The sequence below is a fragment of the Chryseobacterium gambrini genome, from assembly GCF_027920505.1.
Lineage (GTDB): Bacteria > Bacteroidota > Bacteroidia > Flavobacteriales > Weeksellaceae > Chryseobacterium > Chryseobacterium gambrini.
Genome location: NZ_CP115857.1, coordinates 2,557,336 through 2,569,952, shown reverse-complemented (window position 1 = coordinate 2,569,952; position 12,617 = coordinate 2,557,336). Strand labels below are relative to the sequence as shown.

The following is a 12,617-nucleotide window of genomic DNA, read 5'->3' as shown; positions in this document are numbered from 1 at the left end:
TTCCTTACCTCACAAAATTTTGCCCATTTCAAAAAAATGTCTAACTTCGTCCCATACTTTAGGGGTGTCCGTTGAACAGATGGGCTGAGAATTTACCCTTTGAACCTGATTTCTAGATCATACTAGCGTAGGGAAAAGTGAGATGACTTTGCTGTACATTCTACTGTACAATCATGGACATTCCTAAAGTGTTTTAAAAAATTTAGGAATGGAGCTCACAATCAATCACACGACAAAAAAGTTCGAAAAACTTCCCGAAAATCTGGAAGCGCTTCTTGCTATGGAATTACCTGAAAAGAAAAAAGGAATTGCTGTAGCACTCAACAACCGTATCATTCCGCAGTCATTCTGGGCGGAAACATTCCTCAACGACAAAGATTCAGTTTTAATTATCATAGCCACTCAGGGTGGTTAAAAAAATATTTTTATGGCTCATAACATCACACGTTCACCGTTTCCGAACTCAAAGAAAATCTATGTTGAAGGGGAAATTCACCCGATCCATGTAGCGATGCGCGAAATACAGCTTAGTCCGACAAAACTCAGCAACGGAAAAATGGATGGAAATCCTCCTGTTACCATTTATGATACATCAGGACCTTACACCGACGAAAATTTTGAAATCAATATCGAAAAAGGACTCCCAAGAATCCGCGAGCAATGGATTTTAAACAGGAATGACGTAGAAATTCTCGACGGAATTACGTCAGAGTACGGAAAAGCCCGCCTTGCAGATTCAAAATTAGATCAACTGCGCTTTTCATATAATCATAAACCTAAAGTAGCCAAAGAAGGAAAAGAAGTCACCCAGTTGTATTACGCAAAACAGGGTATCATCACTCCCGAAATGGAATATATTGCCATCAGGGAAAACCAGAGAATTGAGCAGTTGGATTCCGTTTCAAAAGACATGGCTTTCCAACATCCGGGAAACAGTTTTGGTGCCAAAACGCCAAAGAATAAAATTACTCCTGAATTTGTAAGAGACGAAATCGCAGCGGGAAGAGCCATTATTCCCAACAACATTAATCACCCCGAAAGCGAACCCATGATTATCGGGCGGAATTTTTTAGTTAAAATTAATGCCAACATCGGAAACAGTGCCGTTTCATCAAGCATTGAAGAAGAAGTGGAAAAAGCAGTCTGGGCTTGTCGATGGGGCGCAGACACCATTATGGACTTATCAACCGGAAAAAACATCCACGAAACCAGAGAGTGGATCATTAGAAACAGTCCGGTTCCCATTGGTACCGTTCCCATTTATCAGGCTTTGGAAAAAGTAAAAGGCGTTGCAGAAGATTTAACGTGGGAGATTTTTAAAGATACCTTGATCGAACAGGCAGAACAGGGCGTTTCTTACTTCACAATCCACGCAGGAGTTTTACTGAGATATATCCATTTAACAGCAAAACGGGTGACAGGAATTGTTTCCAGAGGGGGTTCAATTATGGCAAAATGGTGCTTATTTCATCACAAAGAAAACTTCTTATATACACACTTCGAGGAAATCTGCGAAATCATGAAAAAATATGACGTTGCCTTTTCTTTGGGTGATGGTCTTCGTCCCGGTTCAATTGCCGATGCCAATGACGAAGCGCAGTTTGCAGAGCTTGAAACTTTAGGCGAATTAACGAAAATCGCATGGAAACACAATGTTCAGGTGATGATCGAAGGTCCCGGTCACGTCCCGATGCATATGATTAAAGAAAATATGGAGAAGCAGTTGGAAGTTTGTGCTGAAGCTCCGTTTTACACTTTGGGACCTTTAACAACAGATATTGCACCGGGTTACGACCACATCACTTCAGGAATCGGGGCGGCAATGATTGGTTGGTTTGGTTGTGCCATGTTGTGTTACGTTACGCCGAAAGAACATTTGGGACTTCCGAACAAAGAAGATGTAAAAGTGGGAGTGATTACGTATAAATTGGCGGCTCATGCTGCAGATTTGGCAAAAGGACATCCCGGAGCACAATACAGAGACAATGCGTTGAGCAAAGCCAGATTCGAATTCCGGTGGGAAGATCAGTTCAATCTTTCTTTGGATCCCGAAACCGCGAGATCGTACCATGATGAAACGCTTCCGGCAGACGGAGCAAAAGTAGCCCATTTCTGTTCGATGTGCGGACCTAAATTCTGTTCCATGAAAATTACCCAGGAAATCCGTGAATCTGCCGAACAGGGAATGTTGGATAAATCGCAGGAATTCATCGAAAAAGGAAAGGAAATCTATATATGATCATCGTTATCACTCCTGAAGAATTGGTTCAGAATGAAACTGAAATTATCAATGCATTATTTCAGGAAGGGCTGGATTTGCTTCATATCAGAAAACCTTTTATCCATTCAGAAGAAATGACAGATTTTATCCAAAACATACATTCTGAATTTCATCATCAATTGGTTTTGCACAGTCATCACGATTTAGCTGAACGTTTTAATATTTCAAGATTTCATTTCAGAGAAACCGACAGACGGAATGATTTGTTTAAATCTTTCGCAGATAAAAGGATTTCAACTTCTGTTCATGATATTGAGACTTTTAATGAGTTAAGTGACGATTGGGAATATGCTTTTATCAGTCCGGTTTTTCCGAGTATTTCAAAAAAAGGATACGGAGAAAATTCGAATATTTCGAATGAGATTCAAAAACGGAATCATCCAAACGTAAAACTGATTGCTTTAGGAGGGATTCATGAAAACAATGTTAGTGGAGTTTTCAACAGCAGAGTAGACGGAGTGGCTTTGTTGGGAGCAATTTGGGAAAGTAATAATCCTTTAGATATTTTCAGAAAATGCAGAAAGAGCGTCCCTTCGTTATGAGCATTGCCGGTTTCGATCCAAGTGGCGGAGCGGGTGTATTGGCGGATATTAAAACATTTGAACAGTTAAAAGTTCAGGGATTGGCTGTCTGTACAGCAATGACTTTACAAACCGAGTCCGAATTTTATACGCTTCAATGGCAGCCGATAGATGAAATTTTATCAGCTACCGATGTTTTGATGAAAAAATATAAAGTTGAAGCGGTGAAAATCGGAGTGGTAAAAGATGCCAAATTTTTAGCTCAGATTGTAGAAAAGCTTAAATCGATTAATCCTGAAGTAAAAATTGTCTGGGATCCGGTTTTAAAAAGCACATCGGAATTTTCCTTTTTTGATTTGAATACCATTTCAGATTTAAAAAATGTTTTAGACAAGATTGATTTAATCACACCCAACTATTATGAGTACAGCGTTTTGAAAGAACATCATCTTTTTGAACCATCAGAAAATGGATGTTCCGTATTAATAAAAGGCGGACATCGGGAAGATGAAATCGGGACAGATATTTTATGGGAAAATGGAAAAGAAATTTCAATCGAACCTAAAAATACAACCTCAGTATTTTACCCGAAACACGGTTCAGGCTGCGTACTTTCTTCCGCAATTGCAAGTCATTTAGCAAAAGGAGAAAACTTAGAAAATGCCTGCCGAAAAGGAAAACAATACATTGAAAAATTTTTAGCGAGCAATCAGATGTTGTTAGGATTTCACTCCTGAAAATTAATATTAAAACTTTGTGGTCTTTGCTAAGTGAAACGCCTTTGCGAACTTAAAAAAATATTTAGTAGTTAAAAAAATCTTAGCGCTCTTAGTGTTAAAATCAAAATTAAAAAATGGAAAAATTACAATACATCTCTCAAGGTTCAAAATTAGAAGATCAGGAGATAAACATCCGAAAAGCTCTCGATTCTGGCGCAAAATGGATTCAGGTTCGCTGGAAAAATGCATCCGAAAAAGATTTCATCAGACTCTGTGAAATTTCAAAAAAATTATGTTTGGATCATCAGGCTGTTTGTATCATTAACGATCATGTTCAGATCGCGAAAGACGTTGATGCGGAAGGAGTTCATCTGGGATTGAAAGATATGTCAGTAGAAAAGGCGAGATACATTTTGGGAGAAAATAAAATCATCGGAGGAACAGCCAATACTTTTTCAGATATTCTTCAGAGAATGGTCGAACGCTGCGATTACATCGGATTAGGTCCGTTGAGATTTACTTCCACCAAAGAACAATTAAGTCCGATATTAGGATTTGAAGGTTATGGTGAAATCATCAACAACTTAAAAGAAAAATCTATTGAGATTCCAAAAATTTTTGCCATTGGTGGAGTGGTTTTGGAGGATATCAGACAGTTACAGGAAATCGGAATTTATGGTGTTGCTGTTTCCGGGCAGATTACCAGTCAGCCTTCTGTAATTAGAGAATTCAGAAACATTTTAGAATCCAATTAACGATTACAAACATCTAAATTAAAAAGTAAATATGAAAAATCAACCTTTAAAAATAGCCGACAGAATCTTTGAATCGAGATTATTCTTGGGAACAGGAAAATTCGGAAGCCTGTCGGAAATGACGGATTCCATTATCGCTTCTGAAAGCGAATTGGTAACCATGGCTTTGAAAAGAATTGATGCTCATTCTTCGGAAGATGATATTTTAAGTGCATTAAAACCGACAAAATCCCACCTTTTACCCAATACTTCTGGAGCGAGGACAGCAAAAGAAGCCGTTTTGGCGGCGCAGTTGGCAAGAGAAGCACTGGAAACCAACTGGGTGAAACTGGAAATCCATCCCGATCCGAAATATCTGTTACCCGATCCTATTGAAACATTGTACGCAACAGAGGAACTGGCAAAATTAGGATTTGTCGTGATGCCTTACATTCATGCAGATCCTGTTCTGTGCAAACGTTTGGAAGATGCCGGAACAGCCGTTGTCATGCCTTTAGGAGCGCCAATCGGAACCAATAAAGGACTAAAAACATTGGATTTTTTAGAAATCATTATCGCCCAAAGTAATGTTCCGGTTGTGGTGGATGCGGGAATTGGTGCGCCTTCCGATGCGGCAAAAGCAATGGAAATGGGCGCCGATGCGGTTTTGGTAAACACAGCAATTGCGGTGGCGCAGAATCCGGTAAATATGGCATTGGCATTTAAAGAGGGTGTGATTGCCGGAAGAAGAGCTTTTGAATCCGGTTTGGGCGCAATATCACATCACGCAGAAGCTTCAAGTCCGCTGACTGCCTTTTTATTTGATTAAAATTAAATATAATGAAGAGTTTTAAAGATTTTTTTGAAAAATACCAATGGGATGAGGTAAAAACGAAACTTGAAAAAGTAACGTTAACCGATGTTGAAAAAAGCCTTCAGAAAAAGAATAAAACCATCGAGGATTTTTTGAATTTTCTATCGCCAGTTGCGGCTCAAAAACTGGAAGTGATGGCAAAAATGACTCAACAGCTTACTCAAAAACGTTTCGGAAAAACCATTCAGTTGTATGCGCCGCTGTATTTGAGTAATGAATGTCAGAATATCTGTACTTACTGTGGTTTCAGTCTGGATAATTCCATTAAAAGGAAAACACTTTCTGACACCGAAATTCTTATTGAAGCCTCCGTTTTAAAATCAATGGGTGTGAATCATGTTTTGCTGGTAAGCGGTGAAGCCAATAAAACCGTCGGAATCGATTATTTTCTGAATGCCATAAAGTTTTTAAAGCCTCATTTTGCCAATATTTCGATTGAAGTACAGCCTTTATCGGAAGAAGAATACCGACGGGTTCATGAATCAGGAGTACATGCAGTTTTGGTTTATCAGGAAACCTATCATCAGGAAGTTTACAAAGAATATCATCCGAAAGGAAAAAAGTCGAATTTCGAATTTCGTCTGGAAACGCCCGACAGAATTGGAAAAGCCGGAATTCATAAAATAGGACTCGGCGTTTTATTGGGACTTGAAGATTGGCGCATAGACAGTTTTTTCAACGCATTACACATCGATTATCTTCAGAAGCAATACTGGAAAAGCCGATATTCAGTTTCATTTCCGCGTCTCAGACCGGCGGAAGGAATTATTGAACCGAATTTCATCATGTCCGACAGAGATTTATTACAGCTCATCTGCGCTTACCGGATCTGGAATGAAGATTTGGAGATTTCTATTTCCACAAGGGAAAATGAAAAATTCAGAAATAACATTATTTCATTGGGCGCAACAGCAATGAGTGCTGCTTCTAAAACCAATCCGGGAGGTTATGCGGTGGATAAAGAGTCGCTGGAGCAGTTCGAAACCAGTGATGAAAGAAGCGTGGAGGAAATCAAAAATATCATTAAAAAAGCAGGCTACGATCCGGTAATGAAAGATTGGGATGTGGTTTATAGCGGAATTTAAATTAGAAATTTGAACCATTAAGATTTTATTAAGGAGTTAAGTTTAATTAAGAAAATATTTAAAAATATTTTTTTAGTAATTCAGCTTATTTTTATTTGCTTGCAAATACTTAATCTTTCTAAACTCCTTAATAAAATCTTAATGGTTCAAATAAAAATAATCAATGAAAAAAGAAGACATCTTCGCAAGATACAGCCGACAGATCTTCATTGAAGAAATCGGTCTGGAAGGTCAAAGAAAAATAATGAATTCTAAAGTTTTGGTAATCGGAGCCGGAGGTTTGGGAAGCCCCGTTATCCAATATTTGGCTGCAGCGGGAGTAGGAACTTTGGGTGTCGTGGATTTTGATGAGGTGGAACTCCATAATTTAAACCGACAAATTATTCACAATGAAAAAACGGTTGGAATTTCTAAAGTAAAAAGCGCCGGAATATTTGTCAGAAACTTAAATCATCAAATTAAATTCATCGGAATTGAACAAAAAATAGATGAATCAAACGCCGAAGAATTGATTTCCGGATTTGATGTCATTATTGATGGTTCTGATAATTTTAAAACGAGATATTTAGTTAATGATACCTGTGTACAATTCAAAAAGCCTTTGGTTTATGGAAGCATTCTTGGTTTTTCAGGGCAGGTTGCGATTTTTAATTATAATGGCAGTAAAAATTTAAGAGACATTTTTCCGGAACCGCCTTTTGATGAACAACTTCCGGATTGTGACAGTTTGGGAGTTTTAGGAGCATTACCGGGAATTGTAGGAAGCATGATGGCGAATTTAGCTTTGAAAATCATTACAGATTTACCATTGCAGTTGAATCAGTTAACATTGATTGATACGTTGAACTGGCGTTTTCAGACTGTTGATTTTTAACTTGAACACAAATTGCACGAATGTTTTTGCACAAATCGTACAAATGTTATAAGTTTTGGCTAAAGCCTTTCTTTGGACATAAAAAAGCGGACTAAAGTCCGCTCGTATCGATTAAACACTGATGACACAAATGTTTTTGCACAAATCGTACAAATGTTCTAAGTTTTGGCTAAAGCCTTTCTTTGGGGCGTAAAAAAAAGCGGACTAAAGTCCGCTCCTATTGATAAAATAAATACTTATTAGTTTCAATTTTGCTTAATCATTATAAATCAAAATTATTCGTGCAATTTGTTTTTAAACAAAAAACTACTGTCCCTGCTGCATCACACCGCCATTTTCATCTTTCTTCGTCTGATTCAGAATGTTTGCATCTTCTTTTGCCAATTTATTCTTCGTCGGGATTTTGTAATTAACTGATAATCCGAAATTTCTTGAGTCGTATTTCGTTCTCAGCATAACTGTTTCTCCGGAAGGCGGATTCGAGCGAACCTGCATCAATTGTCCGTTGAAAATATCATTGGCAAAAACAGAAACCGTCAAACGATTGTCCATAAATTTCTTCGTAAGCGTAAGATCCACAGAATTGTTGAATGGTTTTTCTGCGGTGAAATAAAAATACCCTGCTTTTGGGGTGAGATAACTGTAATTTGCGGTTAATTTGATCTCTTTCGGTAAAATGATCTGCGTCATCAGATTCAGAATCCAGAATCCTTTATTGTTCAGATTGTCAATATCATGCTTCTGATAACCTGCGTAAATATACATGAAGTTGATCTTATCCGGATTGAAATTAAACTTCATAATTTCGCTCAGCGGTTTGCTGAAAATCATGAAAGGAACCGGTAATCCGACATTGAAATTATGGATTTTCATTTCAGAAATATTAATCTGCTCGTTGAACAGATTTTTTCCGTCTTTTCTGATGATCTGCGCTACCTGATTTTTCGCTGAACTTACACTGTATCCGATAAATGCATAATCGAAAGCTGAAATTTTTATTTCATAATTATCAAAAATCGTTGGCTGAAGATTCGGGTTTCCCGTTACCTGCGTATTCGGTCCCTGAAATGTGGTGTTGTTTGGGTTTAAGGCAGAAATACTCGGCAAATTGATCTTTTTATTATAATTCGCTGCTACGTATACCTGATTCATCAGATTGTACTGAACACTTGCATTTGGGAACAATTTAAACTTGTTAAAAGGAAGAAGATCTGCCTCAATAAGATTTTTGTTGTTGTAATATCTTGTAACACCGGAAATATCATAATTTTCAGCACGCGTTCCCAAAATAAAATCAAACTTTTTCAGCTTAGCCTGAAACTCCAGATAAGTTGCCGTTGTTTGTCTGGTGTATTCTAAATTCGTAATTCCTTTGCTTTCCGTATCAAAATTCTGATGCTCATACAATCCTCCTAAACTTACTTTTCCGCCGTCCAAAATCTTTAAGGGCTGAGAATAATCTACCTTAAAATTGGCGATTTCCATATCCGATTTGTTGTTCAGTTTATTAGAAAAAGGAATTCTGGGACTATTTTCAACAGGGTTTGTATAAACGACATCTGTAAAAATGTTATCCTGAATAAATTTACTGTCGGATTTTGTAAAACCAAACTGGAAATCCAGCTTTTGGGATTTTTCTGTAAAACGTTTCTGATAGGTTACCACAGCTTCCTGTCTCAAATTATCGGTGTGAGCTGCATCAAAGGATGAAAAATTTCCTTCTCTGATAATATTTGGATTCAGATAATACGGAAGATCTGCAAGTCCGTTGCTGGCTGTATAATTATCATTGTTGTTATGGTAAATATCATAATTTAAAAGCAATCTGTCCTGTCCGAGATCAAAAGTAAGCCCGGATTTTGCAAAATATCCTCTTCCCACTCTGTCCGTATTGCTTAACATCAGATTGTCCTGATTGCTGTTCAGCATACTTTCACGGTAATTCTGCCCGACATTCAGTTGCCATCCGAAAATTTTATTTCTCGCATTCAGATTCAGAGAGTTGCTTGTTCTGCTTCTGAATTTATCATAATTCGTAAACGAATAATTTCCGGAATACGTTACCGTTAAATATTTATTCGCATTCTTATTCGTAATAATATTCATGATCGCGCCTCCGGAAGTGGCAGGAAATTCCGCACCGGGCTGTGTGATCACTTCAATTCGGTCTACAGAATTGGCGGGCATTCCTTCAAGAAAAGAATTAAGCTCATTGGAAGTAATGTTCAAAGGTCTTCCGTTTAAATAAACATCCAGAACTTTTCCCTGATACATCATTCCTGCGATATCGGTAGAAACCAATCCGGGAAGTTTTTTGATGCCTTCCAGAACGTTTCCGTTATTAAGCTGCGGCTGTTCCGAAAAATCGAAAATCGTACGGTCGGCTTTTTGTTCAACGGCTTTTTTAGTTTTGGTAATGGTTACTCCTTCAATTTGTTTTTCTTTGGTTGCCTGGTTATTCGTTTTTTCCTGGGCAAAAGAAAAGATGCTGCCCAAAAGTGATAACGCAATAATTGCTTTTTTCATAATGTCTTTCTGATATTCTATTAGACAATGAAAAAAGTACTTTTGTTACATTTTTATTCACTTAAATTTAAAATCTATACCCTGCTGAAATAAAGAGGCGGAATAATCCGCCGTACTGATCTCTGTCTGAAGCAGATAAATTTTTAACAATTCCGGCTTCCAGACCAGCTTCCACAAAGAGATTTGATAGAAATACATATTTTTCTCCAACTCCGGCTCCGATTCCTAAAGATGATCCCCATTTTTCATTATTTAAAGTCTGACCATTATCGTCAAGCGGAGAATATTTGTTTCTGTTGTAAATAGCTAATGCTTCAATAAAAAAATCTTTTGCAATGCCATCATTATCCGTATAAAATCTATAATATGGCATAACCGTATATTTTTCTTTCCATTGGTATATAAAGTAACTTCCTATTCCGGCATTGTAGTTGATAATTCGCTCATATCCAATATCAATTCTTGATTTAAATATTCCAAAGGCATTAATTTTTACTTCGTTGTTTTCCTGCGCGAAAGAGAGTAGAGGAAGAAACGATAAAAGCAGTAAAAGTTTTTTCATAGTTCAGTTTTACTCTTAGTTTTTAAAGCCTAAAAATAAGCTAAATCAATATAAAACAAAAAGCAACTTCAATCTGAAGTTGCTTTTTTATGATTAATTAAATCTAACAATTAATTTTTCTCCTGTTGTTTGATCAGATTCAAAGCAGAACCTGCCTTAAACCAGTCAATTTGCTGATCATTGTAAGTGTGGTTTGCCATCACAATGTCTTTCGTTCCATCTGAATGGATGAATTCTAAAGTCAGTTGTTTTCCCGGAGCAAACTGATCAAGATCCAGGAAATTGATCACATCATCTTCCAGAATTTTATCATAATCTGCTTCATTGGCAAAAGTAATTCCCAACATTCCCTGTTTTTTAAGGTTGGTTTCATGAATTCTCGCAAACGATTTTACCAAAACAGCTTTTACGCCCAAATGTCTCGGTTCCATTGCTGCGTGTTCTCTTGAAGAACCTTCCCCGTAGTTTTGGTCTCCCACAACGATGGATGGAATTCCTGCGGCTTTATAATCTCTCTGTACAGCAGGAACTTCTCCGTATTCTCCTGTAAGCTGATTTTTAACTTTATTCGTTTCCATGTTGAACGCATTAACTGCGCCGATCAACATATTATTTGAAATATTATCAAGGTGACCTCTGTATTTCAGCCATGGTCCTGCCATAGAAATGTGGTCGGTTGTACATTTTCCAAAGGCCTTTATTAAAAGTCTTGCTCCTGTAATATTTTTGCCGTCCCAAGCCGGAAATTCTTCCAGTAACTGAAGTCTGTCTGAAGTTGGGCTTACATTTACCTGAACAGAAGATCCGTCTTCAGAAGGCGCCTGATAACCATTGTCATCCACAGCGAATCCTTTTTCCGGTAATTCAAAACCTTTAGGCTCGTCTAATTTAATCTGCTCTCCGGCTTCGTTGGTTAAAGTATCGGTAATCGGATTAAAATCCAGTCTGCCCGAAATTGCCACAGCAGCTACCATTTCCGGAGAAGCTACGAAAGCATGGGTATTTGGATTTCCGTCTGCTCTTTTTGCAAAGTTTCTGTTGAAAGAGTGAATGATCGAATTCTTTTCACCTTTTTCAGCACCTTCTCTGTCCCATTGTCCGATACAAGGTCCGCAGGCGTTTGTAAAGATTCTTGCATTCTCAAACTTTCTGAATGAATTCAGGAAACCGTCTCTTTCTGCGGTAAATTTCACCTGCTCAGAACCCGGATTAATTCCTAAAATAGCTTTTGGTTTTACTCCTTTTGCTACTGCGTCTTCCACGATAGAAGCTGCTCTTGATAAATCTTCGTAGGACGAATTGGTACAAGAACCAATCAGTGCCCATTCTACTTCTAAAGGCCATCCGTTGGCTTCTGCTTTTGCTCTGAATTCAGAAACAGGCGTTGCCAGATCCGGAGTGAAAGGTCCGTTTAAGTGAGGAGTCAGTTCAGAAAGATTAATTTCAATTAGCTGATCAAAATATTGTTCAGGATTTGCATACACTTCAGGATCTCCTGTTAAATGTTCTGCAATCTGATCTGCCGCATCTACAACATCCTGTCTTCCGGTAGACGAAAGGTATCTTCTCATGGAATCATCATATCCGAAAGTGGAAGTCGTTGCTCCGATTTCCGCTCCCATGTTACATATGGTTCCTTTACCTGTTGCAGAAAGAGATTCAGCTCCTTCTCCAAAGTATTCTACGATGCAGCCAGTTCCTCCTTTTACGGTAAGAATTCCTGCTACTTTTAAGATCACGTCTTTTGCGGAAGTCCAGCCGGACATTTTACCGGTTAGTTTTACCCCGATTAATTTCGGCATTTTAAGTTCCCAAGCCATTCCCGCCATTACATCTACAGCATCTGCACCACCAACTCCGATGGCAACCATTCCTAAACCTCCTGCGTTTACAGTATGAGAGTCCGTTCCGATCATCATTCCTCCCGGGAAAGCATAGTTTTCCAGTACAACCTGATGGATAATTCCGGCTCCGGGTTTCCAGAAACCAATTCCGTACTTATCACAAACCGAACTCAGGAAATTGAAAACTTCCGAGTTTTTGTTGATACCTTCCTGTAAATCTGCTTCTGCACCTACTCTTGCCTGAATAAGGTGATCGGCGTGAGCGGTTGAAGGTACAGCCACTTTTGCTTTTCCTGCCTGCATAAACTGAAGCAGCGCCATTTGTGCCGTTGCATCCTGCATCGCTACTCTGTCCGGTGCGAAATCTACATAAGAATTTCCTCTTTCGTGTGCCTGTGTTGCGTTTCCTTCCCAAAGGTGGGTATAAAGGATTTTTTCTGAAAGGGTAAGAGGTTTTCCCACTACTTTTCTTGCCGCAGCAATTCTTTCCGGGTAACGCTCGTACACTTTTTTGATCATATCAATATCAAAAGTCATATCTGAATTTATTTTTCTTCTGTTTTAATTATTTGCTCTTTGCTATTAAATAAATTAACA

The 12,617-nt window shown here is 38.2% G+C and carries 11 protein-coding genes and 1 riboswitch; of the genes, 8 read left to right on the top strand and 3 right to left on the bottom strand.

Annotated features, from left to right (window positions below):
- Positions 1 to 50: 50 nt before the first annotated feature.
- A riboswitch (TPP riboswitch) is annotated at positions 51 to 151 on the top strand.
- A 57-nt stretch (positions 152 to 208) separates the two neighbouring features.
- The 8 genes from thiS to PFY09_RS11555 all read left to right on the top strand — a co-directional run bounded on the left by thiS (position 209) and on the right by PFY09_RS11555 (position 7,088).
- Positions 209 to 415, top strand: coding sequence for a sulfur carrier protein ThiS (thiS, locus tag PFY09_RS11590; RefSeq protein ID WP_271159808.1), 207 nt, complete (start codon positions 209 to 211; stop codon positions 413 to 415).
- A 12-nt stretch (positions 416 to 427) separates the two neighbouring features.
- Positions 428 to 2,239, top strand: coding sequence for a phosphomethylpyrimidine synthase ThiC (gene thiC, locus PFY09_RS11585; protein ID WP_271159807.1), 1,812 nt, complete (start codon positions 428 to 430; stop codon positions 2,237 to 2,239).
- On the top strand, positions 2,236 to 2,823 hold the full coding sequence (locus PFY09_RS11580; RefSeq protein ID WP_271159806.1) for a thiamine phosphate synthase: 588 nt from the start codon (positions 2,236 to 2,238) through the stop codon (positions 2,821 to 2,823). The genes thiC and PFY09_RS11580 overlap by 4 nt, the downstream gene beginning before the upstream one ends.
- On the top strand, positions 2,796 to 3,539 hold the full coding sequence (locus PFY09_RS11575) for a hydroxymethylpyrimidine/phosphomethylpyrimidine kinase (RefSeq protein ID WP_271159805.1): 744 nt from the start codon (positions 2,796 to 2,798) through the stop codon (positions 3,537 to 3,539). Before PFY09_RS11580 ends, PFY09_RS11575 begins: the two co-directional genes overlap by 28 nt.
- A 116-nt stretch (positions 3,540 to 3,655) precedes the next feature.
- A complete protein-coding gene (locus tag PFY09_RS11570; RefSeq protein ID WP_271159804.1) occupies positions 3,656 to 4,276 on the top strand; it encodes a thiamine phosphate synthase in 621 nt (206 codons plus the stop codon).
- A 31-nt stretch (positions 4,277 to 4,307) separates the two neighbouring features.
- Complete coding sequence (locus PFY09_RS11565; protein WP_271159803.1) at positions 4,308 to 5,084, top strand: thiazole synthase; 777 nt, start codon at positions 4,308 to 4,310, stop codon at positions 5,082 to 5,084.
- An 11-nt stretch (positions 5,085 to 5,095) separates the two neighbouring features.
- Positions 5,096 to 6,214, top strand: a complete 1,119-nt coding sequence (gene thiH / locus PFY09_RS11560; protein ID WP_271159802.1) for a 2-iminoacetate synthase ThiH — start codon at positions 5,096 to 5,098, stop codon at positions 6,212 to 6,214.
- Between the two features lie 163 nt (positions 6,215 to 6,377).
- Positions 6,378 to 7,088, top strand: a complete 711-nt coding sequence (locus PFY09_RS11555) for a HesA/MoeB/ThiF family protein (RefSeq protein WP_271159801.1) — start codon at positions 6,378 to 6,380, stop codon at positions 7,086 to 7,088.
- A 306-nt stretch (positions 7,089 to 7,394) separates the two neighbouring features.
- On the opposite strand, the gene PFY09_RS11550 is transcribed toward PFY09_RS11555, so the two are convergent.
- The 3 genes from PFY09_RS11550 to PFY09_RS11540 all read right to left on the bottom strand — a co-directional run bounded on the left by PFY09_RS11550 (position 7,395) and on the right by PFY09_RS11540 (position 12,557).
- Entirely contained in the window at positions 7,395 to 9,614 is a 2,220-nt protein-coding gene (locus PFY09_RS11550; protein WP_271159800.1) for an outer membrane beta-barrel protein, read from the bottom strand.
- Positions 9,615 to 9,681: 67 nt separating this feature from the next.
- On the bottom strand, positions 9,682 to 10,176 hold the full coding sequence (locus tag PFY09_RS11545) for a hypothetical protein (RefSeq protein WP_271159799.1): 495 nt from the start codon (positions 10,174 to 10,176) through the stop codon (positions 9,682 to 9,684).
- 110 nt (positions 10,177 to 10,286) lie between these two features.
- Positions 10,287 to 12,557, bottom strand: coding sequence for an aconitate hydratase (locus tag PFY09_RS11540; protein ID WP_271159798.1), 2,271 nt, complete (start codon positions 12,555 to 12,557; stop codon positions 10,287 to 10,289).
- Positions 12,558 to 12,617: the final 60 nt, after the last annotated feature.